Here is a 23731-nt window from a genome sequence, read left to right on the forward strand (position 1 = left end):
TTGTATCCTTCTGAGCATGGCAAAGTCCGAGGACCCAGAGAAGCCGGGGCGCATCAAGCAGCTCCGCATGATCGCGCAGATCATCAAGCAGGCCAACCCCAAGGGGATGCCGATCGTCTTCCTCTCGGCGGTGGGCACGCTGGCGGTGGTCGTCGTGATCGGTCTGGTCACGGACTACTTGTGGTATTCGATCTTCATCGGCCTGCTGGCCGCGTTCACGGTCGGGCTCGTGGTCTTCGGGCAGTTCGCCCAGAAGGCGCAATACTCCCTCCTCGACGGCCAGAAGGGCGCGGCGGCGGCCGTGCTGCAGGGCATGCGCGGAAACTGGCAGGTCACGCCCGCCATCGCGGCCAACCGTGACCAGGACGTCGTGCACCTCGTGGTCGGCTATCCCGGCGTGGTGCTGGTGTCGGAGGGTCCCGGCAACCGGGTGGCGAAGCTGCTCAAGGCCGAGAAGCAGCGCATCTCGCGCGTGGTGCTCGGCGTCGAGATCTACGACGTGCAGTGCGGCGACGGCCCGGGCCAGGTGCCGCTGGCCAAGCTGCAGCGCCACCTGATGAAGCTGCCGCGCAACCTCAAGAAGCCGTCGGTCAACGAGGTGAAGGACCGCCTGCGCTCGCTGCCGCGCAACATGCCGCTGCCGAAGGGCCCGATGCCGAAGGGCGCCCGCATCCCGCGCGGCCCCAAGATGCGCTAGTGCTGTCGCCTTCGTCGCGGGCCAACCGCGGCTGGTGGGACGGCAACGCCGACGACTACCAGGTCGAGCACGGCGACTTCCTGCGCGACACCGGCTTCGTGTGGGGGCCTGAAGGACTCGACGAGGCCGATGCGGGCCTGCTCGGCGACGTACGCGGGCGGCGGGTGCTGGAGATCGGCTGCGGCGCCGCCCAGTGCGCGCGCTGGCTGGTGACGCAGGGTGCGCGGGTGGCGGCGTTCGACATCTCGCACCGCCAGCTCCGCCACTCCCAGCGCATCGACCTCGACACCGGGGTGTCCGTGCCGGTGGTGCAGGCCGACGCCGAGGTGCTGCCGTTCGCCGGCGCGGCGTTCGACGTGGCCTGCTCGGCCTACGGTGCGCTGCCGTTCGTGGCCGACCCGCTGGCGGTCTTCCGCGAGGTGCGCAGGGTGCTGCGGCCCGGCGGCCGGTTCGTGTTCTCGGTGAGCCACCCGATCCGGTGGGCGTTCCCCGACGATCCGGGGCCGCGCGGGCTGACCTCCGACCGCTCCTACTTCGACCGGTCGCCGTACGAGGAGCGCGACGAGCACGGCAGGCTCACCTACGTCGAGCACCACAGGACGATGGCCGACTGGGTCAACCTGCTGGTGGCGTCCGGCCTGACGATCACCGGGCTGATCGAGCCCGAGTGGCCGGAGGGCCATGAGCGGGTGTGGGGCGGCTGGAGCCCGCTGCGCGGCCGCCACATTCCGGGCACGGCCATCTTCAGCTGCGCGAATATCTAGCGGCCATGGCGTGGAAGAGCTCCCTGGGCCGCCAGCGGGTCTCGTCGAGCATGGTGACGACGCCGTAGGAGCCGAGGTCGTCGTCGCCGAAGCGGTTGTAGGCGGCGAAGGTGAACCACAGGGCGGTGTCCACGCCTTCGGCCTCGAAGACGTCCATCAGCTCGGTGAAGTAACGCACCTGCTCGCCCTCGTCGCGCACCGCGCCCTCGGGCACCGCCCAGGCCATGCCGCCCAGCTCGCCCGCTCCCCGGTAGGGGCAGGTGCCGAACTCGGTGACGGCGACCGGCTTGCCGTACTCGAAGCGGGCGCGCAGCTCATCGGTGAAGTCGTGGGCGTTGTAGGAGGCGCGGTAGGCGTCCACGCCCACGATGTCGTACGGCGCCCAGTCCACCAGCTCCCACGGCCCCGCCGCGTACGTCACCCGCCCGCCGAAGCGCTCCCGCACCACCTCGGCCACCCGCGCAAGGTAGGCGTTGAAGCGCGGCATGACCCGCAAGAGCTCCGTCCACCAGGCGACGTCGCCCGCCCCCATCGCCTTGAGACGGTCGCGGTAGGTCTCGCCCTCGATGTAGCCGGGGCCGAAGGCGGTGATTTCGCAGCCGGTGACGAACACGACCTCGGCGCCGTCGCGGCGCAGCGACTCGGCCTGCCCGGCCGCCTCGGCGAACAGGTCGATCATCTCGTCCGCGGTGAGGTCGACGGGGAACGGCGCATACCAGACCTCGAGGCCGGCCTGCGCGGCCCGCTCGGCGGCGACGGCCAGCCGGTGCGGGTCGCGGCCTGAGACGCGGACGACCTGGCAGTGCAGGTCATCGGCGATGACGCGCATCTCCCGCGCGACGGCGGCGGGGTCGAAGCTCTTGCGCGACAGGTCGTCGCCCGGCAGGAAGCCGGTGTCATAGTTGATGCCCTTCTTCATGAGTCAGTCCCCTCCTGCCAGGAAAGTCCGCGTTCGAGGAGGTCGAAGGCCAGCTCGACCTCGTCCTCCAGCAGCCGCACCGCCTTCTCCAGCGACTCACCCTTGACCAGCCGCTGGAAGAACGTCTCTTGGAGCGTGGTGATGACGGCGGTGATCTGCGCCGCCATGAGCCGGGGCACGACGCCCGCGTCCGGCATGGCGGCTTCGAGCGCGGCGGCCAGCTCTTCGCGCTCGCTCATGTTCGTCTGGGAGACCCCCGACAGCAGGGCGGGGCTGGACGCGATCACCTGGACCCTGGTCAGCAGCGTCTCGACCGGCGCCTCGACGCCGCGCCTGGCGATGCCCCTGAAGTGCTCGCGCAGCGCGCCGAGCGGCGGCATCCCCTCGGGCCGGTTCCGCACGACCGCGGCGTAGTCGTCCTTGATCTGGTCGAGGACCAGGCTCTCCTTGCTGGGGAAGTACGCGAACAGCGTCACCTTGGCGACCCCGGCCGCCTCGGCGATCTCGTTGACGGTCACCGCGTCGTAGCCGTGCTCGGCGAACAACCGCAGCGCGGTCTCCGCGATGCGCTGCCGGGTCTGCTCCTTCTTGCGCTCTCTGAGCCCCGCCATCATCATGCGGACAGCATAAACCCTACCGGGTACAAAATCATACCCAGTACGGTTTTTGCGGCTCGGGCGCTACATGCGGACGACGACCGTGTTGGAGACGCGGTCGTGCACGCCGCGGTGGTCGCGGTCCCAGATGACGGCGGGAATGGCCAGGCTGAGCAGCACCGTACGGACGAAGACGGGCAGCCAGCGCGGGTCGCCGCCGTCCATCGCGGCGACCCTGATGCCCATGAGCCGGTGGCCGAACGTCTGCCCCATGAAGCCGACGAGCAGCAGGTATTGCACGGCGAACACGAGCGCCGGCGCCCACGGCGACTCCGCGGGGTTCATCCTGAGCAGCAGCTGCACCACCACCCACGTGCAGATCATCCAGTCGATGACGAGCGCGCCGATCCTGCGCCCCCATCCCGACACCGACCCGCTGCCCTCCTGGGGCAGCCCCAGGCGCTCACCCGGGTAGCCGAGATCGACCCCTGCGGAACGGACGCCGCCCAGCCAGGTCTGCGTCCACCGAGGCTCCTTGCTGCTCATGGACTCCACGGTAGCCGCAGGCAGGGGCGGTCCGAATCGCAGGGCGCGCGCCGCACTCCGGTCCGCCGCGACGGGGACGACTCGCCGCCCGGGGAGACGTGAGCGGCCGCCCGCACGCCCTGTGACCAGGCAGACCGCGCGTAACACGTGCGAAACAAGCGGGACACCATGCGGAAACCGCTACGCCCTAGCTTTCGCATGAGTGGCCAGTCCCCAGGGAGGTTTGAGAGTGTTCAACTCCGCCGACGACGTCCTGAAGTTCATCAGCGACGAAGGGGTGCAGTTCGTCGATGTCAGGTTCACCGACCTGCCGGGGACGACGCACCACTTCACCTTCCCGGTTGAGAACTTCAGCGCGAGCGTCTTCACCGACGGACTCATGTTCGACGGCTCGTCGATCCGCGGCTTCCAGCAGATCCACGAGTCCGACATGCTTCTGCTGCCCGACCCCTCCAGCGCCGTGCTCGACCCGTTCCGTCAGCACAAGACGCTCAACATCAACTTCTTCGTGCACGACCCGCTGACGGGTGAGGCCTACAGCCGCGACCCGCGCAACGTCGCGCGCAAGGCGGAGGAATACCTCAAGGGCACGGGCATCGCCGACACGGTCTACTTCGGCCCCGAGGCCGAGTTCTACATCTTCGACGACGTGCGCTTCGAGACGAAGGCGAACGCCGGCTACTACTACATCGACTCCATCGAAGGCGCCTGGAACACCGGTAAGGCCACCGAGGGCGGCAACCTCGGCTACAAGCCGCGCTACAAGGGCGGCTACTTCCCGGTGCCGCCGATGGACCACTTCACCGACCTGCGCTCGGAGATGGTGCGCAACCTCATCGAGGCCGGCATCGAGGTCGAGATGCAGCACCACGAGGTCGGCACCGCCGGTCAGGCGGAGATCGACTTCAAGTTCGGCACGCTGCTCAAGACCGCCGACAACCTGATGCTCTACAAGTACGTCATCAAGAGCACGGCGCTCGAGTACGGCCACACGGTGACGTTCATGCCGAAGCCGATCTTCGGTGACAACGGCTCCGGCATGCACTGCCACCAGTCGCTGTGGAAGGACGGCCAGCCGCTCTTCTACGACGAGGTCGGCTACGCGGGCCTGTCCGACACCGCCCGCTACTACATCGGCGGCCTGCTCAAGCACGCCCCGTCGCTGCTGGCGTTCACCAACCCGACGGTCAACTCCTACCACCGTCTGGTGCCGGGCTACGAGGCCCCGGTCAACCTGGTCTACTCCCAGCGCAACCGGTCGGCCTGCGTCCGCATCCCGATCACGGGCTCCAACCCGAAGGCCAAGCGCATCGAGTTCCGGGTGCCCGACCCGTCGTGCAACCCGTACTTCGCGTTCTCGGCCATGCTGATGGCCGGCATCGACGGCATCCGCAACAAGATCGAGCCGCCGGAGCCGGTGGACAAGGACCTCTACGAGCTGCCGCCGGAGGAGGCCCGCAACATCCCGCAGGTGCCCGGCTCGCTGCCCGAGGTGCTGGACGCCCTCGAGGCCGACCACGACTACCTGCTCGAGGGCGGCGTCTTCACGCCGGACTTGATCGAGACCTGGCTGTCGTACAAGCGGGAGAACGAGGTCGACCCGATCCGTCTCCGCCCGCACCCGCACGAGTTCGAGCTCTACTACGACGTGTGATCGGCCGCCGCACGCCGGCCCGCTGCGGGCGGCGCGCGGCGTCCGGCCGGTGCCGCCCCGTCCGCGTGGGCGGCGGTCGTCCGCCACAGGTCGTGAACCCCGGAGGCCCGGGGCGAGGAGATGTGCCTCGCCCCGGGCCTCCGGGCGTTCGCCGCGAGGCCTTCTCATGCTCGATTGTCGGTGGGTGGCGTTACCCTCTCGGCGCATGACGGGCTTCGAGGTGATCCGGGAGTTCCCGGCGGCGATGGCCGGCCGGGAGGGGGCGTGGCGGTTCATCCGCGGGTTCGCGGCGGCGTGGGGCTCGCCGCCGGCCGACGGCGACGGCTGGTCCGAGCCCGAGCTCGACGCCACCGAGGCGCGGCTGGGCGTGCGCCTGCCCGTGGCGCTGCGCGAGGCGTACGGGCTCTTCGGCCGCCGCACCGACCTGGTCGGGGTGCAGGACGTTCTCCTCGGCCCCGATGAGCTGCACATCGTCGACAAGGCGCTGGTGTTCCGCGTCGAGAGCCAGGGCGCGGCTCGCTGGGGCATTCCGCTCGCCGAGCTGGAGCGGCCCGATCCCCCGGTGATGATCCGGTTGGACCTCGCCGACAAGGCCTCCGAGAGCTGGGACGGCTGGCTCGACCGCTTCTCGCACGCCTGCGTGGAGATGGTGCTGTCGGAGTCGCTCGTCTCGCCGGAGGAGCTCGCCGACGGCAGGGAGCTGGACGATGACGAGGGCGGCGTACTGGAGGGGCGCTTCACGCGGCTGCCGCTGCCTGACTATCCGACGTCTCAGGCGGCGCCTGGCATCCGCTGGTACGCCGGTCGCGACGTGATCATCCGCGATGACGGCGCCATGATCCAGGTCCGGGCCCGCACCGTGGAGGCCCTCGATCGGGTCCGCGCCGAGCTGCCCGGCGAGTGGACGACGCGCTTCGGCTGAGCCGGGCCGGCCGGGTGACGACCCCGCGTGCGGCGGGCCCGCGCGGCCGTGGGGTGACGGCCCTACGCCGACGCGCCCTGGCGACCGGGCGCGCCCTGTTCCGCACCCGCGCCGTAACGTCCGGACACGCCCCGCCGGCGTGCTCTCGCTCTGGCGACCCGGATACACCCGCCGACGCGACCAAATCTGCCCCCGCGAACGCGACCCGGACACGCCCCCACCCACGCGACTGGACACGCCCCCCACCACGCACGCCGGACACGCCCCCTCCCACGCCCCGTGCCGTGGCGTGCGCCGGGCGGTCGGGGCCGGGCGGTCCCGTGAACCAGCCGGTATCCGGGGTAGAGGATGGCGAAACCCGAGGAGGAGATCATGACATCCCTGATGAACAAGGTTCGCCACTTCCTGAGCAGCCCTGAGGGCCGCAGGCACGTCGACAAGGGCAGGCGCATGACGCGCGACCCCCGTCAGCGGCAGCGGCTGCACGGCCTGCTCGACAAGCTGCGCGGCCGCCACGACCGGTGGTGAGCGCCGGACCGTCACGGACGCCCCGGTGGCGGCCCGCGCGCGCAGGAGCGCTGCGGGTGAGCGTACGGGGGTCAGCCGAAAGGTGTACGGCGATCTCCCTCAGCGGCAGGAGGCCCCGCCGGGGCGCCCCTCACTAGGGTGTGCAGGGTCATCAGCACGCGAATCCCCTTTGTGAGGATTATTCATGGCCTCTGCCAGGAAGACGCTGTTCACCGGTTCGCTCACCTTCGTGGTGGGGCTGGCGCTCTGGTTGTTCGGGCTCGATGAGGAGATCTTCGTCTTCACCCCGTCCAAGATCGGCGTCGTCCTCATGGTGATCGGCGGGGTGGAGGCCCTGTACGGCCTCTACAAGGTCCTGCGCCCCGGCGACGCCCGCGGCTGACCGGCCTAGTCGCCGGCGAAGTCGAAGGCGGGTTCGGCGGCGGTGAGGACGGCCGACTTCGGGGTGACCGGCCAGAGCGCGTTCAGCTCGGTCGTGAGGGTGGCCACCAGGGAGTCCATGTCGGCCGGGGCCGAGGCGTGCAGGGCCTCGGCGACGATCAGCACGTTCGACGTCGAGTCGCGCACGGCCGACAGGCCGCTCTGGCGGTTGGTCCAGCGGCGGGCGTGCGCGCGGCCCTCGGCGTCGGCGAAGATCACCTCGCCGGGGGCGGGGTGCTCGGTCTCGCCGGAGAAGGTCAGGTACGTCTCGTCGCCGGTGGCGTGGCGGACCTCGAGGTAGCGGGCGATCCGCGAGACGTCGAAGACCGCGATCGGCACCGCGTACGCGATGGAGATCGCATTGCACAGGTCCACCAGCAGGTGCAGGGACGGCAGCGCGCCCTCCTTCCTGAAGCGACGCAGCAGCGACTCCGAGGCGCACCGGTACTGCGTGGGCTTCAGGCCCATGCGGGAGAAGGCCCGCCGCCAGGCCTGGATCTCCGGCAGGTCGCTTTCGGAGGCGGTGGCGAGCCTGGCCGCGGCGCGCGCGGCGTACGCGGGCACGCGGTCCGCCACGGACACCTCGGGCGTGATGCCCTCGGCGTAGAGCGCCGCGGGGACCAGTGCGGGGAAGTCGTTCCAGATGGCGGGCGAATGCTGGAAACGCATCGGTCCTCACTCCCCTGTACTGCGCTGTGCAGGCTGCCGGGATCGGGATCTTCTTCCGGCAGCCTATAGCGGGGCGGCCCCGGCGCCCGGTCAACGCGGCCGGGCCACGCCATCAGCGGCCGGTCGCGTCACCAGCGGCCGGGTCGCGTCGCCAGGGGCCGGTCCGGGCCGCCGTTGGCCGGGGTCAGGTCGTCGCGGGGCGGCGCAGGCGGTACAGCACGTGGCGGGAGATCGGGCTGTCCTTCGGGACGAGGGGGTGGTCGAAGTCCTCGGCCGGATCGCGGGTCATGCCCAGGCGCTCCATGACCGACCGCGACCGCCGGTTCTGCACGGCCGTCATCGAGATGAGCCCGTCGAGGCCGGCCTCCTCGAAGGCGTAGCGGGCGGCGCGCCTGGCGGCCTCGATGGCGTAGCCGTGGCCCCACGCGGAGCGGGCCAGCCGCCAGCCGATCTCGACGGCCGGGAGGAACGGTGCGTCGAAGGTCTGGAGCATCAGCCCGGCGAAGCCGATGAACCGCCCGCTGCCGCGCAGTTCGAGCGCCCACAGCGAGTAGCCGTGCTCGTCGAAGTGCCGCTCGATCCGGTCGACGAGGGCGTCGCTCCGCTCGCGGGTGAGCAGGGCCGGGAAGTGCTCCATGACCTCGGGGTCGGCGTTCATGGCGGCGAAGGGCTCGCGGTCCTCTTCGCGCCACCTGCGCATGATCAACCGCTCTGTTTCCAGTCGAGCCGTTTCCATCAGAGCTACAGTACGCGGCTCAGGAACGCTTTGGTCCGCTCGTTGCTCGGATCGTCCAGCACCTTGGCCGGCGGGCCGGACTCGACGACCACTCCCCCGTCCATGAACACCACGCGGTCGGCCACCTCGCGGGCGAACCCGATCTCGTGGGTCACCACGATCATGGTGAGGCCGTCCTCGGCGAGGCTCTTCATGGTGGCCAGTACCTCGCCGACGAGCTCGGGGTCGAGCGCGCTGGTGGGCTCGTCGAACAGCATGAGCTTGGGCCGCATGGCGAGGGCCCTGGCGATCGCGACCCGCTGCTGCCGGCCGCCCGGGAGCCGGCGGGGGTAGCTGTCCGCCTTGTCCTCCAGGCCGACGCGGCGCAGCAGCGCGCGCGGCATCGCCGCCGCACTCACCGACCTCATCAGGGAGGGGACGGTGACGGCGCAGGCGCGCCTGCCCACGGTCCGCGGCCTGGCCAGGGAGCTCGGCGTCAGCTCGGGCACGGTCGCGGAGGCATGGTCGGAGCTGCGCAGGCACGGCATGATCAAGACCGATCGGCGGCGCGGCACGGTGGTGCTCGGGCCGCCCGACGCGCCGCGCCCCATCCGGTATGAGCGGCTCGGCCACTGGGGCGACCGCCTGGCCGTGGACCTGGACATCCTGGAGACGATCGGCGTACAGATCATCCCGGTCGCCTGCGACGAGGAAGGGCCGCTGCCGGACGCGCTGGCCAAGGCGCTGAAGGCGCGGCCGGTGGCGTTCGTCTACCAGCCGCGCGGGCAGTCGCCGTGCGGGCACGCGGTCACGCCGGAGCGCTCGGCGGAGCTGGCCGGCCTGCTGGAGCCGGCCACCACGCTCATCGTGGAGGACGACGGCATCGGCGAGCTGTCGGTCTCGCCGATGGTCAGCATGGGGACGCGCTTTCCCGACCGTACGGTGCTGGTGCGCTCGTACTCGAAGTCGCACGGGCCGGACCTGCGGATCGCGGTGATCGGCGGCGCGGCCGACGCGGTGGAGCGGGTGCGCGTGCTGCGCAGCTTCGGCACCGGCTGGACGAGCAGGATCCTTCAGGACGCGCTCGCCCACCTGCTCGAGGACGCGGGCGCGCAGGCGTGCGTGGCCCGCGCCCGCGAGGTCTACGCGCGGCGGCGGGCGCGGATGGCCGCCGAGCTGGCGGCGCGCGGCGTGCGCACCGGCGGCGGCGACGGGCTGGTGCTCTGGGTCCCCGTACGCGACGCGCTGTCAGCGCCGCGACCTGAGCCCGGCGATGCGGCGCAGCACGTCCCACCAGAACGGCGCGCCGAACAGCAGCGCGACGGAGGTCAGCACGAAGCCGGGCCAGTGGCTCGGCGTGCTGACGCGGTCCCACCACGCGCCGCCGTTCCAACGCACCTCAGGCTCGCCGTCGGCCGGGAGCGAGACGCTGACCAGCGCCTGGCCCATCAGCTTGACCAGCGCGGGCTCGCTGAGCGTCTCGGTGACGCAGGTGACCGGATCGCCGGCGCCGGTGCAGCGGGCCTTCAGCTCGTCGTACGCGCCCTGCCCCGACCCGGCCACGGCCGTCACCGAGGCGCGGAAGGCGTCGTCGCGCAGCAGCGTCTTGGCGTACTCCAGGCCGTCCATGCTGAACAGCAGCGTCACCGCGACGCCCAGCACGGCGAGCACCCACTTGGCGTAGCGCTTGTAGAGCATCGACAGGCGTTCCATCTCGCCGTCGAACCAGCTCTCGACGCCCTTCCTGAACCGGTCGAGGTCGCCCTGCGCGGACTCCCAGACGCCCTTGAGGTGGCCGTAGAGCGGGCTGCCCATCTGCTTGAGCCTGGCCAGGAGGCCTTCGACGTCGCCGTTCGCGGCGGCCAGCTCCATCACCGCCACCGCGAACCTGGCGGGCGGGATCTCGGCGATGCTGGTCCTGCCCTGCTTGCCGTGGTCGATCTCCCTGACCCGCTCGTACAGCAGGTTGATCATGGAGGCGCCGGTGCCGGTCTCCGGCACCTCGCCGGCGCTGGCGGGCGCGGGCCTGGCCTCGTGGGCGGGCCGCGGGTCGCGGAGGAACGGCATCGTCTTGAACACGTCGACCACCCTCGTGGGCAGCCATGAACCGTGGGGTCCCGCGCCGTCCATGGTGTCCCTGAGATAGGCCCACAGGAACTTGCTGCGGATGGACAGCAGCCGTACGACGGCCTCGTTGATGCCGCTCACCAGCAACGACAGCAGCAGGAACGTCACGACCAGGCCGAGTGCGAGGTCCAGATACACGGATAACACGGCGGCCATGAAACACCCGCGGGGGTGATGGCGCAATGACGCAGCGCATCAGGAACCCCCGGAAATGCGGATCAGTCGCCGTAGAAGACGCGTTCCACCACCTTGCGGGCGCGCCGGGTGACCCGGCGGTAGTCGTCGAGGAAGTCCTCAGAGCCTTCGGGCGGGTAGCCGAGCGTGCGGGCGATCAGCCCGCGCTCGGTGGAGTCCTTCGGGACGCTGTCGCCGGGCCGGCCCTTGACCAGCATGATCGCGTCGCGGACGCGGGAGGCGAAGCGCCACGCCTCGGCCAGCACCGCCTCGTCCTCGGGCGCGAGCAGCTCTTCGGCCACGGCCGCGCGCAGCGCCTCCAGCGTGCGCGTGGTGCGCAACGACGGCCGCGTGCCGGCGTGGCGCAGCTGCAGGAGCTGGGCCACCCACTCGACGTCGGACAGCCCGCCGGGGCCGAGCTTGGTGTGCAGCGCCGGGTCGGCGCCGCGCGGCAGCCGCTCGGCCTCCATGCGGGCCTTGAGCCGCCTGATCTCCCTGACCGCGCCGGCGCTCAGCCCGTCGCGCGGGTAGCGCAGCTCGTCGATCACGGCCGTGAACGCCTCGCCCAGCTCGGGGTCGCCCGCCGAGAACCTGGCCCGCAGCAGCGCCTGCGCCTCCCACGGCGACGACCAGCGCTCGTAGTAGGAGCGGTAGGAGGCCAGCGTGCGCACCAGCGGCCCCTGGCGGCCCTCGGGGCGCAGGCCAGGATCGACGTGCAGGGGCGGGTCGGGCGCGGGCAGCGCCAGCAGCCTGCGCACCTCGTTGGCGACGGCGAAGGCGGCGTCGGTGGCCGCCCGCTCGTCCACGCCGGGCAGCGGCGAGTGCACGAACATCACGTCGGCGTCGCTGGCGTAGGAGCACTCCATACCGCCGAGCCTGCCCATCGCGATGATCGCGAACGAGGTCAGCTCGCGCGCCTCGCCGAACGCCGCGTCGAGCGCCGCCTGCAGCGTCACGTCGTTGAGCCGCGACAGCGCCGTGCCGACGGTCTCGATGTCGATGAGGCCGGAGATGTCGGCCACGGCCGTGCGGAACAGCTCCTTGCGCCGCAACGCCCGCACCGCGGTGACGGCGCCCTCGGGGTCGCCCCCGTGCCGGGAGACCGCCGCCGACGCCTCGCCCAGCAGCGACTCGGGCGGGCGCGGGGTCAGCTCGTCGTCGGAGCCCAGCATGGCGACCGCCTCTGGGGCGTGCATGAGCAGGCCGGTGGCGTAGCGGCTGGTGCCGAGCAGCCGCGCCATCCTGGCCGCGACGGCGGTCTCGTCGCGCAGCAGCCGCAGGTACCACGGCGTGCTGCCGAGCTTGTCGCTGACCTGGCGGAAGCCGAGCAGCGCGGCGTCGGGGTCGGGCGTGTCGGCGAACCAGCCGAGCATCACCGGCAGCAGCGTGCGCTGGATCGCGGCCCGCCGGGAGACGCCGGTGGACAGCGCGGCGATGTGGCGCAGCGCGCCGGCGGGATCGACGTAGCCGAGAGCCTTCAGCCGGGCCTCGGCGGCCGAGGCGGACAGCCGCGCCTCCGACTCCGGCAGCCGCGCCACGGCCTGCAGCAGCGGCCGGTAGAACAGCTTCTCGTGCAGCCGCCTGGCCTCCATCGCGTGGCGGCGCCACCGGGTGGTGAACTCCCCCACCGGGTCGGCGTACATGCCGAGCGCCCGTCCGAGGCGGCGCAGATCGGCCTCGTCGGTGGGCACGACGTGGGTGCGGCGCATCCGGTGGAGCTGCAGCAGGTGCTCGACCTGGCGCAGGAACGAGTACGCCTCGGCCAGGCTCCGCGAGTCGTCGCGCCCGACGTAGCCGCCCCGGGAGAGCGCGGCCAGCGCGGGCAGCGTGGCCCTGCGGCGCAGCAGCGGGTCGAGCCTGCCGTGCACGAGCTGGAGCAGCTGCACGGCGAACTCGATGTCGCGCAGCCCGCCTGGCCCCAGCTTGAGATGCCGGTCGCCCTGCTCGCGCACGTGGGCCTCGACCCGGCGGCGCATGGCCTGGACGTCCTCGACGAAGTGCTCGCGGGTGGCGGCCGACCAGACCATCTCGTTGACGGCGGCGACGTAGGAGGCGCCGAGGTCGAGGTCGCCCGCCACCGGCCTGGCCTTGAGCAGCGCCTGGAATTCCCACGTCTTGGCCCAGCGGCGGTAGTAGGCGAGGTGGCTCTCCAGCGTGCGGACCAGCGGCCCCGAGCGCCCTTCGGGCCGCAGCCCGGCGTCGACCTCCCACAGCGAGCCCTCGGAGGTGGTGGCCGAGCAGGCCCGCATCATGGCCTGGGCGAGCCGGGTGGCCGTGCGCAGCGCCTTGGTCTCGTCGGCGCCGTCCTTGGGCTCCGCGACGAAGATCACATCGACGTCGCTGATGTAGTTGAGCTCCCTGGCGCCGCACTTGCCCATGCCGATGACCGCCAAGCGCACGTCGGAGGCGTCGATCTCGGCGCGCGCGATGGCGAGCGCGGCCTCCAGCGCGGCGCCCGCGAGCTCGGACAGCTCGGCGGTGACCTCCTGCAGCGTGAGCGTGCCGGTGAGGTCGCGCGCTGCCAGGTGGGCGAGCCTGCCGCGGTAGGCCACGCGCAGGGCCGTGAGCGCGTCGTTGCCGCCGGCCTGCGCGCGCGGCTCGCTTTCGTCCGGCTCCGCGCCGACGGCGCGCAGCAGCTCGGCCCTGGCGTCGCCGAGGCCGTCCTGCGCCAGCAGGGCGATGTGGCCGGGGTGGCGGACGAAGTGGTCGCCGAGCGCCGCGCTCACCCCGAGCACGGCCAGCAGGCGGCTCCTGAGCCGGTCGTCGCCGCGCACCGTGGCGAGGACGGCGGGCTCGCGCTCGATCAGCCGGGTGAGCGAGACCAGCGCCTGATCGGGATCGGCGACGTCGACCAGCGCCTCCAGGATGTCGTCGAGATCGGCCGGTGACTGGCTGACCAGCTGGGCGGCCCTGGCGCCGTCGGCGAAACCGAGTTTGGCGAGCCTGGCCGCGGTGGATTCGATCCTGGGCACCCCTCCATCTTGACAGCTCTTTCCCGTACGGCCGTAGCATGACATCACAACGCAACGTTGCGTTGCAATCGAGGAGGCGTGCTGATGAGCCGGGACGAGGGAGTGGCGGGCCGGGTCCCCGCCGGTGTGGCGTGGGGGCTGCTGGGGGCGTGGGTCGTGCACGACGCCGAGGAGCTGGCCACGATGGCGCGGTGGACGCGGCAGGCGCGGCCCCGGCTGGAGTCCTGCTTCCCCGGGGTGCCGTGGGAGCGGTTTGAGGTGTCGCAGGCGCACGTGAACGCGGCCATCGGGCTCATGGGCGGGGTCGTCGCGGGCGCGGCGGCCTTGGGAGCGCGTACGGGCGGGCGCAGCCCGGTCTTCCAGGCGGCGCTGGCCGGGTTCGGGGTGCACGGGGTGCTGCATCTGGCGCAGGCGGCGCTGGTCAGGGGGTACGTGCCCGGCGTGGTGACCGCTCCCCTGGTGGTGCTCCCGTACGCGGTGTGGGCCTGGCGGCGGCTACGGGCCGCCGAGGTGCCGGTGACGTCGCGTACGGGCGGTCTGGCGGCGCTGCCGCTGGTGCTGGCGGGCGTGCACGCGCTCGCCCACGCCCTCACCGGCCGCCGCGGGAACTCGAAGAACGCGCAGACCCTGGCGCGGCGGGCTCAGGAGTTCTTGACCAGGGCCCCGAAAGCCTCGGCCACCGGGCGCCAGGTCGCCACCAGCCGGTCCTCGGCGGCCTTCACCTCGGCGTTCAGCTCCTCGGCTCGGTAGCCCTGGGCGCTCAGGCTGTCACCTTCGGCGGAGTGAGCGGACTGCGCCGTCCAGGCGGCGAAGATCTCGGGCGTGGCCTCCGGATGGAACTGCACCGCCCAGGCCGCCTCGCCCAGGCGGTAGCCCTGGTTGGGGTAGCGGTCTCCGGTGAACAGCGGCACCGCGCCGTCCGGCAGCCGCGTGATCGCGTCCTGGTGGTACTGCACGGCCACCGCCCGCTCGCCGACGCCCGAGAAGAGCCGGTCGGAGGCGGCGGCGGGCAGCGCGATCACCTCGCACGCGCCCACTTCAAGGCCGGCCGGGCCGCGCTCGACCGTGCCGCCGCAGGCCATGGTGAGCAGCTGCGCGCCCAGGCAGATGCCCAGCGTGGGCGTGCCCTCGTCCACGGCGCGCCGCAGCAGGTCGCGGGTGGCGGGCTGCCAGGGGCTGCGCTCGTCCTCCCAGGCCGCCGCCGCGCCGCCGAGCACGATCAGCCCGTCGGCCGCCCGTTCCGGCACCTCCTGCCCCAGGTAGGGCCGCACGACGTCGCAGGGAACGCCGAGCCAGCCGGCGAGGTACCCGAGACCGGCCTCGGCCTCGTGTTCGATGACCGTGATCCGCATATCCACAATTATCCGGCCATTTTGCCAGTGCCGGTCTCTATGCTGCCCCGCATGACTGTTGAATTCGCTGAGGTGGACGGGCAGCGCATCGCCACGTTCGGCAAGGGCCCGCGCAAGATCGTCGCCGCGCACGGCATCTCGGCCTCGCTCATGGCCTGGGCGACGGTGGGCAGGCGGCTGCCGGACGGCTGGTCGCTGGTCGCCATCGACCTGCGCGGACGCGGGCACAGCGACTCGCTGCCCGGCCCGTACGGGCTGGACCGGCACGCCGAGGACGTGCTGCGGATCGCCGAGCGCGTCGGCGCGGGGCCCGGCGCGGTGCTGACCGGGCACTCGATGGGCGCGTACGTGGCCGTGCTGGCCGCCGCGCAGCGGGAGTTCGCCAAGGTCGTGCTGGTGGACGGCGGCATCCCGTTCGCCCCGCTGCCCGAAGGCCAGGATCCGGACACGGCCACCCGGGCCCTGCTGGGCCCGGCGCTGGAACGGCTGCGGCAGACGTACGCCTCGCCCGAGGAGTACGTGGAGTTCTTCAAGGCCCACCCGGCCTTCGCCGGCAAGTGGACCGACGACGTCGAGGCGTACGCGCGCTATGACCTCACCGGGCCCGAGGGCGCGCTGCGGCCGCGGGCGGTCGGCGAGGCGGTGCTGGAGGACGGCCGGTGGCTGCACGCCGAGCGGGACAGGATCGCGGCGGCCCTTGAGCGGATCTCCGCGCCGCTGACGTTGCTGCGGGCCCCGCGCGGCCTGCTCGACCAGCCGGTGGGGATGCTGCCCGACGATCTCGTCAGGCCCTGGATCGAGCGCCTGCCGAAGCTGCGCGACGAGGTGGTGCCCGACTGCAATCACTACACGATCCTGTTCGACGAGCGCTGCGCGGACATCGTCGTGGAGCGGCTCACGTCCTGACCCCGGACATGCGAAGGGGCCTCCGAGACGCGCTCGGAGGCCCCTTGCGCTACGCGGTTCAGCGTGGAGCGATCCAGGTGGCCTTGGCCGCCGCGACCAGCGTGCCGTCCACCTCGTAGATGCCGCTCTGGCCGTAGAGCTTGCGGCCGTCGCGGCCGGTCGGGCGGGCCACCACGGAGTAGCGGCCGCCCGGCAGGATCTCACCGCGGATCTGCAGGGTCAGCCGGCCCAGCAGGGCGCTCTCGCCCGGGCCGAAGTGGGCCCAGCCGGTGATGCAGTCGAGCACCGCGCCGATGATGGAGGCCGGGACGCCGTCCTCGTCGGTCACCGTGAACGGCACCCGCCAGCCGGCCGCCACCAGGTCACTGCCCTCGACCGGGCCGGGGAAGATGCGCAGGCCGTCACCGGGCTCGCGCAGGCCGCAGGCGAAGCACTCGGCGAACGGGTGCTTGCGCAGGCCCGCGAACCCGGCCTCGGCGCGGGCCGCGTCGTTGAACGGCACGAAGCCGGGGCCCTCGAGGTCCTCCGTCACGGGGATGGCCTCGACCAGCAGCTTGTCGCCGTGGAAAAGGGAGGCGGAGTTGGCCATGTGGTCGAGACGCAGCTCGGTCTCCAGCGGAGTCGGAGCGTGCAGGGTGACCTCGACGGCTGATCGGCTACCTGATCGGCCACCGTTCAGCGCCTCCTCCATGGTGCCCGCGATCCAGCCGCCATTGGCGACGCCCACGGGACCACGGAAGCGCTTGGGAACGGTCAACACGGTCTGCAAGGCAGCCGTCGTCATGCCACACCCTCCTATATCGCCCCAATCGGCGAAAAGTCCGAAAATATCGTAAAGAGCAGGCCGATTTTACTGGACTCCCGCTTTACCAGGGGACGGGGGTCCTGGCGGCCACTCGGTGCTCCTCCATAACGCCTCGAAGGGGCCCGAAACTTCCCTCGCCCAGGGGGTTTCACGACGATAGGTGCCGCGCATCGCGGGGACGTGTCCCGGGCGTGAGAAGGAACGAAAATCGGCCTCACTCCGAACCACTTCAGGAGTGAGGCCGATCAAGGCGTTGGCAGTACCTTAACGGGGTTTCCCGCATGCCGCGAACGATTCCGCCGAATCCGGTGAGGAGCCCGTCAAAGCATGCGCAGGCATGCCCGATCGCCCCTGGTCAGCACCCGTCCTGACCCCCGTACCGGGCGGCCCGCCGGAGCCGGGAGTGCGCGGATTTCGCCGGTGTCGCAGAGGCTGGAGGTGCGCACGGCCTATCCTGGCGCGGCGTACAAGATCGGAAAAGGCGTGATCGGCGGGGGTGGGGAGCGTGGAGGGGGCGAGGCTGCGGTACCCGCCGGGGTCCCTGGTCATCCTGACGGGGCTGCCGGGCGCGGGCAAGAGCACGCTGCTGCGCCGCCTGTACGGCCTGCACGGCGACGAGAGCGTGCCCGTGACCGCCGGCACGGTCGTGGTGATCGACTCATCGCAGTCGCGGCGGCGCTGGGACGGCAGGCTCACCTGGGCGCCCTACCCGCTGCGGCGGGCCGTGGTGTTCGTCACCCACGTGAGCCGCATCCGGCGGGCGCTGGCGCAGGGCGCGTCGGTGGTGGCGCACAACCGGGGCTGCGCGCCGTACGTGCTGCGCGGCTTCGCCTGGCTGGCCCGCAGGCACGGCGCGGACTTCCACCTGCTGCTGCTGGACGCGCCGCCCGAGGAGGCGCTGGCCGGGCAGCGTGCGCGGGGCCGGGTGGTCTCGCCGCGGACGTTCGCCCGCCACCAGCGCCGGGTGCGGAGCCTGCTGACCCGCGTCAAAGGCGGCGACCCCGCCCCGGCCGCGGGCGCGCACGTCGTGGACCGCGCCCAGGCCGACCTGCTGGAGGCCATCGTCTTCGACACCCCCGCCCACCACATCAGCGGGTGACGCCCACGCGCAGCCGGCGGGGCCGGAGAAACGGCGAGAACCCGCAGGTGGCGAGACTCGCCGGACGGCGGCGGCGCCACAGCACCGCAGGCTCCGCCGGACGGCAGCGGCACCCCAGGACCACGGGCCCCCACCGGGGTAGCGGTCACCCCAGCACCGCAGGCGCCTCCAGACGGCAGCGGCACCCCAGCGCTGCAAGCCCCCGGTCGTGCGGCGCCCCGCCCCGGCCCGCAGCGCGCCTGCGGGCCGGGGCCGGCTGCGGGCTCGGGTCAGAGGATCGGCAGGTAGCGGCCCAGCTCGAACTCGGTCACGGTGCGGCGGTATTCGCGCCACTCCGTGCGCTTGTTGCGCAGGAAGAAGTCGAAGACGTGCTCGCCCAGCGTCTCGGCCACCAGCTCGCTGCGCTCCATGACCTCGATGGCGTCGTGGAGCGACCCGGGCAGCGGCTGGATGCCCAGGGCGCGGCGCTCGGCGCTGGTGAGGGTCCAGACGTTGTCCTCGGCGGCGGCGGGCAGCTCGTAGCCCTGCTCGATGCCCTTGAGCCCGGCGGCCAGGATGAGCGCGAAGGCGAGGTACGGGTTGCAGGCGGAGTCGAGCGAGCGGAACTCGATGCGGGTCGAGCCGGTCTTGTGCGGCTTGTACATCGGCACCCGGACCAGGGCCGAGCGGTTGTTGTGGCCCCAGCAGATGTAGGAGGGCGCCTCGCCGCCCTGCCCGGCGATGGCCTCCGCGCCGCCCCACAGCCGCTTGTAGGAGTTGACCCACTGGTTGGTGATGGCGGTGATCTCGGCGGCGTGCCTGAGCAGGCCCGCGATGAACGAGCGGCCCACCTTGGACAGCTGGTAGTCGGCGCCGGCCTCGTAGAAGGCGTTTCTGTCGCCCTCGAACAGCGACATGTGGGTGTGCATGCCGGAGCCGGGGTGCTCGGTGAACGGCTTGGGCATGAACGAGGCCCAGATGCCCTGCTCCAGCGCGACCTCCTTCATGACCAGGCGGAAGGTCATGATGTTGTCGGCCGTGGTGAGCGCGTCGGCGTAGCGCAGGTCGATCTCCTGCTGGCCGGGCGCGCCCTCGTGGTGGCTGAACTCGACGGAGATGCCCATCGACTCCAGCATCATGATCGCCTGGCGGCGGAAGTCGTGGCCCGCGCTGTGCGGCGTGTGGTCGAAGTAGCTGCCCGAGTCGATGGGCTCGGGCCGCTCGCCCGGCTCCGGCTTCCTCTTGAGCAGGAAGAACTCGATCTCGGGGTGGGTGTAGAAGGTGAACCCCATGTCGGCGGCCTTGGCGAGCGTGCGCTTGAGCACCCAGCGCGGGTCGGCGTGGGACGGCGAGCCGTCGGGCATGAGGATGTCGCAGAAGATGCGGGCCGCGCCGGGCGCCTCGCTGCGCCAGGGCAGGATCTGGAACGTCGCCGGGTCGGGCTTGGCCAGCATGTCGGACTCGTAGACGCGGGCGAAGCCCTCGATCGCCGAGCCGTCGAACCCGATGCCCTCGGCGAAGGCGCCTTCGAGCTCGGCGGGCGCGATCGCCACGGACTTGAGGAAGCCGAGCACGTCAGTGAACCACAGCCGGATGAACCGGATGTCGCGTTCCTCGAGCGTGCGGAGCACGAACTCCTGCTGGCGGTCCACAGCATCCCCTCGATCGACGAAACTACAGGTCACTTACCAGCATGCCGTGTCCGTGTTTCGCACACGTTACGAGGGTCGCCGGTGCGAGCCTCGCTGACAAAGGGCCTCCCCCGACCTACTGTGATCAACGCAGTCAGTCTCGGGGGAGGCATTGGTGGCCATCGACCTGCTCAATCACAAGCTCGATCGGGCGTTCGACCACATCGACGCGAACGGCAACGGCGTCGTCGAGCGTGAGGACCTGCTGGGGCTGGGCGCCCGCATCCTGGTGGGCTTCGGGGAGTCCCCCACCTCGGTCACCGGGGCGCGCCTCGTCGACGGCTTCGACCGCATCTGGTTCACGCTCTCGTACGCGCTCGAACGCGACGGCGACTCCGGCATCGCGCGCCCCGACTTCCTCAAGGGGATGACCGCGGCGTTCGTCACCGGCGAGCACTACGACCCGGTGTTCCGGCCGGCCACGGTGGCGGTGGCCGAGCTGTGCGACGGCGACCGGGACGGCGAGATCGGCATGGGCGAGTTCAGGACGCTGCTGTCGGCGTACGGCGTCGCCTACGACGACGTGGACCAGGCCTTCGACCGGCTCGACAGGTCCGCGAGGGGCGCGCTCACCACGGACGAGCTGGTCGCGGCCTTCGCCGACTACTACCGCAGCGACGACCCCAACGCCGTCGGCAACTGGCTTTTCGGCCCTCTGTAAAGAGCACTGTGAAGAGCGCTGTGAGAAGCACGTAGAGAACACGGTGAAAAGCCCATGAAGAGCACAGTCAACAGTCCTTCGAACAGTGGGGAGCCCGCGCCCGCCGACGCGCCATCGGGCCAAGCCGCAAGCCCGTCCACGTCCGGCACCGTGCTGTCCACGGTGCGCACCGCGCTGCGCTCGGCGCTGTCGTCGCTGCTGCCGCTGCCGCGCAGGGGCCACGCGCCCGCGACGGCGCTGCTGCCGCTGACCGAGCGGGTGCCCGCGATGGCCGCGCAGTGCCGGATGCACCCGGCCGTGTACGCGATCGAGGCGGCCGTCATCGACTGGGCCAGGCGTACGGGCCTGCCCGCCGATCCCGGCGTCGGCTACCACCGGGTGGCGGGCCGGGTGTTCTCCGAGTTCGACGCCGCGGCCGCGGCGCTGTTCGCGCAGTGGCTGACGTGGCTGTTCCACCTGGACGACGAGCTGGACGAGCGGTCGGGCCCGCTGGACGTCTTCCACGGCCTGCTCAAGGGCGCCGCCCGCCATCCGCTCGAAGCGGCCTTCGCCGATCTGTGGCGGGTGACGAGCGCGCGGATGAGCGACAGCTGGCGGGCCAGGTTCGCGGTGGGACTGCAGCGCCAGTACGACGCCTGCCGCACCGAGGCCGACAACCGGGCGGCGGGGCGGATGCCGACGATCGAGGAGTATCCGGCGCTGCGCAGGGGCACCGTGGGCCCGTACCTGTACGACCTGGTCGAGCCGTGCCTGCGGGTCGAGGTGCCGGTCTGGGTGCAGCGGTCGGAGCCGTGGCGGCTGCTGGTGGACGCCTGCAGCGACGTCACGGCGTGGTGCAACGACGTCGCGTCGCGGCCCAAGGAGCGCGGCGACGTGCACAACTTCGTGGTGCTCGCGATGCGGCAGCTCGGGCTGGGCGAGCGGGAGGCGACGGCCTGGGTGCTCGACAGGATCGCCAGGCGCTGCGAGGACATGCGCGAGGCCGCGCGGCGGCTGCCGCTCGACGACCTCGCGCCCGCGGTGGCACGGGACGTGAGCAAGGTGGCGTGCGCGTATCTGGCGGCGCCGCGCGCCCACCTCGACTGGTTGCTGGAGTCGAAGCGGTACGCCTGATCACCGGCCCTGATCGTCGGCCCTGATCGTCGGCCCTGATCGTCGGCCCTGATCGTCGGGGCGGTCAGCGGGTGCCGGCCAGCATGTCGCCCGCGAGGGTGCGGCGGTAGACGACCTGCTTGCCGATCCGCATCCCCACGGCCAGCCCGCCGCGGCTGAGCACGCTCAGGTGCTGGCTGACCGCGCCGGGCGTGAGGTCCATGCGGGCGGCCAGCGCGGAGGTGGTGGCGGGCTCGGCGAGCGCGAGCAGGATGCGCGCCCGGCTCTTGCCGATCAGCGCGGCGAGCGCGTCGGGCGCGGGCGGCGGGCCCTGCTCCCACAGCGTGCCGACGCCCTCCACGGGGTAGACGAGCATCGACTGGTACGGAGCCGACATCACGGCCACGGCCGGCCAGTGGAAGGCGCTGGGCACGAGCACGAGCCCGTCGCCGTGGAGCCGTTCGATGTCACAGGGGCGGTCGACGATCAGCCGCTCCCCCGTCCACCGCACGGCGGGGGCGAGCCCGGCGAACAGCTCGCGGGCCCCGCCCTGGGCGAGGCGGCGCGAACGGCGCAGCACGTCGCGTTCGAGCAGGCCGTACACGCGGGGCCAGAACTCGGCGAAGCACCGCTCCCAGTACGCCTCCAGCGTGTCGGCCACCCGCGCGATGCCGGCCTCGGGGTCGGCCATGAACCGGTCGATCACCTCGGGCGCGCCGGCCCGCAGCCGGGCCGCCTCCTCCGTGACCCGTCCGGGGTCGCTGCGCCTGACCCGGCCGAGCTCATCGGCGAAGTCCGGCATCGGCGTGTCGGGCGGCGGGGTGAGGAAGTCGGCGAGGTAGCCGGTCGGCGGCACGAGCGCGAACAGCTCGGTGAGGTCGAGCCCGGCCAGCCGGGGGCGTACGGCCTTGAGCCAGGGCAGGTGGACCGACTGCCTGGCGGGCGCCCGCAGCGTGCGCAGGCTGGCCACCAGCTCCCACATCGGGGAGAACGCGAAGCGGATGCGGGCGACGTCATCCGATGTGAAGCGCCAGGTGATGGGCATGCTTTCAGTCTTGCCTAAATCGTTCGCGCCGCGAATTCCGACATATCACGCTATCGGGCGTGTCGAGGCCTACTGTCGAGAATCCCTCCTTCATCAAGGCGCAGATCGGCGGGCTGCCCCGCCCCTTCTGGGCGTTGTGGGGCGGCACGCTGGTGAACCGCCTGGGCACCATGGTCATGCCCTTCACCGGCGTCTTCCTGACCCAGAGCCGCGGCCTTCCGGTCGCCGCCGCGGGCCTGGTGATGGGCGTGTTCGGCGCCGGGTCGCTGCTGTCGCAGTTCCTGGCGGGTGTGCTCACCGACCGCGTCGGGCGCCGGGCCACGCTCGCGGGCGGCATGGTGGCCACGGCCGCGTTCATGCTGGCGCTGGGCTACAGCACCTCGCTGCCCGCGATCCTGGTGTCGATGTTCTTCCTCGGCCTGGTCACGGACATCTACCGGCCGGCCTCCAACGCCCTGGTCGCCGACCTGGTCTCGCCCGAGGAGCGGCCGCGGGCGTACGGGCTGCTGTTCTGGGGCATCAACCTCGGCTACTCGGTCGGCGTGACGGCCGGGGGCTGGCTGGCGCAGCTCGGCTTCCTGTGGCTGTTCTGGATCGACGCGGTGTCCTGCCTGGTCTTCGCCGCGCTGGTGTGGCGGGCGGTGCCGGAGACCCGGCCGCAGGGCCGCGAGTCGAGCGGCGGGTTCGGCGTGGTGCTGCGCGACCGGGTCATGGTCGGGTTCACGCTGGTCGCCCTGGGCAATGCGCTGGTCTACTCCCAGACGCTCTCCATGCTGCCGGTGGCGATGACCGAGGTGGTCAAGCTGACGCCCGGCGAGTACGGCCTGGCCATGGCACTGAACGGCGTGCTCATCGTGGTCGTCCAGCCGCTGGTGTCGGGGTGGCTGGGGCGGCACGACCCTGCGCGCACGTTCGCGCTGGGACTGGCGGTGATGGCGGCCGGGTTCGCGATGACCGCGTTCGTCACCACCATGTGGGGGCTGGTGCTGACGATCGCGGTGTGGACGGCGGGCGAGATCATCACCGCCGGCATCCCCGGCTCGATCGTCGCCAGGCTGGCACCGCCAGAGCTGCGCGGGCGCTACTCCGGGCTGTTCGGGTTCTCCTGGTCGCTGGCGGCGGTGCTGGCGCCGACGTTCGGCGGCGTGCTGCTCGAGAGGGGCTCCGCGACGCTGTGGTTCACGATCGGCGGCGTCGGCGCGATCGCGGCGGGCGGCATGCTCCTCCTCGGTCCCGCCATCCGCCGCCGCTGACCCGGCCTCCCCGTCACCGCCGACCCGATCCCCCGCCACCGATCCAGTCTCCCCGTCACCGCAGACCCGGCCACCGCCGCCGATCCAGTCTCCCCTCACGCCGACCGGGTCCTCCCCCGCCGCCGCCGATCCGGTCTTTCAAAAG

The 23731-nt window shown here is 71.9% G+C and carries 23 protein-coding genes and 2 pseudogenes; 13 read left to right on the forward strand and 12 right to left on the reverse strand.

Annotation, left to right across the window (positions count from 1 at the left end):
- Positions 1–16: 16 nt before the first annotated feature.
- Both WBK31_RS23085 and WBK31_RS23090 read left to right on the forward strand, forming a co-directional pair.
- Positions 17–697 (forward strand): DUF4191 domain-containing protein, encoded by a 681-nt coding sequence (locus WBK31_RS23085; RefSeq protein WP_364055369.1) that lies wholly within the window; start codon positions 17–19, stop codon positions 695–697.
- Positions 697–1461: a methyltransferase domain-containing protein gene (locus WBK31_RS23090; RefSeq protein WP_364055372.1), complete on the forward strand. Its 765-nt coding sequence runs from the start codon at positions 697–699 to the stop codon at positions 1459–1461. Before WBK31_RS23085 ends, WBK31_RS23090 begins: the two co-directional genes overlap by 1 nt.
- On the opposite strand, the gene WBK31_RS23095 is transcribed toward WBK31_RS23090, so the two are convergent.
- The 3 genes from WBK31_RS23095 to WBK31_RS23105 all read right to left on the reverse strand — a co-directional run bounded on the left by WBK31_RS23095 (position 1442) and on the right by WBK31_RS23105 (position 3522).
- A complete protein-coding gene (locus tag WBK31_RS23095; RefSeq protein ID WP_364055375.1) occupies positions 1442–2380 on the reverse strand; it encodes a hypothetical protein in 939 nt (312 codons plus the stop codon). The two genes, WBK31_RS23090 and WBK31_RS23095, sit on opposite strands and share 20 nt — an antisense overlap.
- Positions 2377–2997 carry a helix-turn-helix domain-containing protein gene (locus WBK31_RS23100; protein WP_364055378.1) on the reverse strand — a complete coding sequence of 207 codons (621 nt, stop codon included), beginning with the start codon at positions 2995–2997 and terminating at the stop codon, positions 2377–2379. The genes WBK31_RS23095 and WBK31_RS23100 overlap by 4 nt, the downstream gene beginning before the upstream one ends.
- Before the next feature lie 63 nt (positions 2998–3060).
- On the reverse strand, positions 3061–3522 hold the full coding sequence (locus WBK31_RS23105) for an RDD family protein (protein ID WP_364055381.1): 462 nt from the start codon (positions 3520–3522) through the stop codon (positions 3061–3063).
- A gap of 229 nt (positions 3523–3751) precedes the next feature.
- On the opposite strand from WBK31_RS23105, the gene glnA reads away from it, so the two are divergent.
- The 4 genes from glnA to WBK31_RS23125 all read left to right on the forward strand — a co-directional run bounded on the left by glnA (position 3752) and on the right by WBK31_RS23125 (position 7008).
- Positions 3752–5176: a type I glutamate--ammonia ligase gene (gene glnA, locus WBK31_RS23110; protein WP_364057524.1), complete on the forward strand. Its 1425-nt coding sequence runs from the start codon at positions 3752–3754 to the stop codon at positions 5174–5176.
- A 205-nt stretch (positions 5177–5381) separates the two neighbouring features.
- The gene (locus tag WBK31_RS23115; RefSeq protein WP_364055384.1) at positions 5382–6098 is read left to right on the forward strand and encodes a hypothetical protein; all 717 of its coding nucleotides are present in this window, start codon (positions 5382–5384) and stop codon (positions 6096–6098) included.
- Positions 6099–6470: 372 nt separating this feature from the next.
- On the forward strand, positions 6471–6626 hold the full coding sequence (locus WBK31_RS23120) for a hypothetical protein (RefSeq protein WP_364055387.1): 156 nt from the start codon (positions 6471–6473) through the stop codon (positions 6624–6626).
- Between the two features lie 184 nt (positions 6627–6810).
- A complete protein-coding gene (locus WBK31_RS23125; RefSeq protein WP_364055390.1) occupies positions 6811–7008 on the forward strand; it encodes a DUF5708 family protein in 198 nt (65 codons plus the stop codon).
- A gap of 5 nt (positions 7009–7013) precedes the next feature.
- Here WBK31_RS23125 and WBK31_RS23130 read toward each other — a convergent pair whose 3' ends face one another.
- The 3 genes and pseudogenes from WBK31_RS23130 to WBK31_RS23140 all read right to left on the reverse strand — a co-directional run.
- Entirely contained in the window at positions 7014–7715 is a 702-nt protein-coding gene (locus tag WBK31_RS23130) for a phenylalanine--tRNA ligase beta subunit-related protein (RefSeq protein ID WP_364055393.1), read from the reverse strand.
- A 184-nt stretch (positions 7716–7899) separates the two neighbouring features.
- Positions 7900–8451, reverse strand: a complete 552-nt coding sequence (locus WBK31_RS23135) for a GNAT family N-acetyltransferase (protein WP_378787601.1) — start codon at positions 8449–8451, stop codon at positions 7900–7902.
- Between the two features lie 5 nt (positions 8452–8456).
- Positions 8457–8822: pseudogene (locus tag WBK31_RS23140) on the reverse strand (amino acid ABC transporter ATP-binding protein); the annotation flags it as partial.
- Between the two features lie 49 nt (positions 8823–8871).
- On the opposite strand from WBK31_RS23140, the pseudogene WBK31_RS23145 reads away from it, so the two are divergent.
- Positions 8872–9612 (forward strand): annotated as a pseudogene (locus WBK31_RS23145) (aminotransferase class I/II-fold pyridoxal phosphate-dependent enzyme); the annotation flags it as partial.
- 66 nt (positions 9613–9678) lie between these two features.
- Here WBK31_RS23145 and WBK31_RS23150 read toward each other — a convergent pair.
- Both WBK31_RS23150 and WBK31_RS23155 read right to left on the reverse strand, forming a co-directional pair.
- Complete coding sequence (locus WBK31_RS23150; protein ID WP_406673115.1) at positions 9679–10713, reverse strand: hypothetical protein; 1035 nt, start codon at positions 10711–10713, stop codon at positions 9679–9681.
- Between the two features lie 62 nt (positions 10714–10775).
- Positions 10776–13748, reverse strand: coding sequence for a bifunctional [glutamine synthetase] adenylyltransferase/[glutamine synthetase]-adenylyl-L-tyrosine phosphorylase (locus tag WBK31_RS23155; protein ID WP_378790213.1), 2973 nt, complete (start codon positions 13746–13748; stop codon positions 10776–10778).
- 39 nt (positions 13749–13787) lie between these two features.
- On the opposite strand from WBK31_RS23155, the gene WBK31_RS23160 reads away from it, so the two are divergent.
- Positions 13788–14453, forward strand: a complete 666-nt coding sequence (locus WBK31_RS23160) for an HXXEE domain-containing protein (RefSeq protein ID WP_406673116.1) — start codon at positions 13788–13790, stop codon at positions 14451–14453.
- On the opposite strand, the gene WBK31_RS23165 is transcribed toward WBK31_RS23160, so the two are convergent.
- Positions 14345–15055 (reverse strand): type 1 glutamine amidotransferase, encoded by a 711-nt coding sequence (locus WBK31_RS23165; protein ID WP_364055422.1) that lies wholly within the window; start codon positions 15053–15055, stop codon positions 14345–14347. The genes WBK31_RS23160 and WBK31_RS23165 overlap by 109 nt on opposite strands.
- Positions 15056–15106: 51 nt before the next feature.
- Here WBK31_RS23165 and WBK31_RS23170 point away from each other — a divergent pair, with 51 nt between their 5' ends.
- Positions 15107–15961, forward strand: a complete 855-nt coding sequence (locus WBK31_RS23170; protein ID WP_364055425.1) for an alpha/beta hydrolase — start codon at positions 15107–15109, stop codon at positions 15959–15961.
- Positions 15962–16019: 58 nt separating this feature from the next.
- On the opposite strand, the gene WBK31_RS23175 is transcribed toward WBK31_RS23170, so the two are convergent.
- Entirely contained in the window at positions 16020–16745 is a 726-nt protein-coding gene (locus WBK31_RS23175; RefSeq protein WP_364055428.1) for a hotdog fold domain-containing protein, read from the reverse strand.
- 526 nt (positions 16746–17271) lie between these two features.
- On the opposite strand from WBK31_RS23175, the gene WBK31_RS23180 reads away from it, so the two are divergent.
- On the forward strand, positions 17272–17865 hold the full coding sequence (locus tag WBK31_RS23180; protein ID WP_406673117.1) for an AAA family ATPase: 594 nt from the start codon (positions 17272–17274) through the stop codon (positions 17863–17865).
- A 269-nt stretch (positions 17866–18134) separates the two neighbouring features.
- On the opposite strand, the gene WBK31_RS23185 is transcribed toward WBK31_RS23180, so the two are convergent.
- Positions 18135–19496: a glutamine synthetase family protein gene (locus WBK31_RS23185; protein ID WP_364055440.1), complete on the reverse strand. Its 1362-nt coding sequence runs from the start codon at positions 19494–19496 to the stop codon at positions 18135–18137.
- 154 nt (positions 19497–19650) lie between these two features.
- Between WBK31_RS23185 and WBK31_RS23190 the strand changes: the two genes are divergently transcribed.
- Positions 19651–20196, forward strand: a complete 546-nt coding sequence (locus tag WBK31_RS23190) for a hypothetical protein (RefSeq protein ID WP_364055443.1) — start codon at positions 19651–19653, stop codon at positions 20194–20196.
- Positions 20197–20250: 54 nt separating this feature from the next.
- Entirely contained in the window at positions 20251–21309 is a 1059-nt protein-coding gene (locus WBK31_RS23195) for a terpene synthase family protein (protein WP_364055446.1), read from the forward strand.
- A gap of 64 nt (positions 21310–21373) precedes the next feature.
- Here the strand turns inward: WBK31_RS23195 and WBK31_RS23200 are convergent, their stop codons facing one another.
- Positions 21374–22333, reverse strand: coding sequence for a DUF5937 family protein (locus WBK31_RS23200; protein WP_364055449.1), 960 nt, complete (start codon positions 22331–22333; stop codon positions 21374–21376).
- 59 nt (positions 22334–22392) lie between these two features.
- Between WBK31_RS23200 and WBK31_RS23205 the strand changes: the two genes are divergently transcribed.
- The gene (locus WBK31_RS23205) at positions 22393–23586 is read left to right on the forward strand and encodes an MDR family MFS transporter (protein ID WP_406673118.1); all 1194 of its coding nucleotides are present in this window, start codon (positions 22393–22395) and stop codon (positions 23584–23586) included.
- The last annotated feature ends 145 nt before the right edge of the window (positions 23587–23731 follow it).

The sequence above is a fragment of the Nonomuraea sp. N2-4H genome (genome assembly GCF_045291505.1).
Taxonomy (GTDB): domain Bacteria; phylum Actinomycetota; class Actinomycetes; order Streptosporangiales; family Streptosporangiaceae; genus Nonomuraea; species Nonomuraea fastidiosa.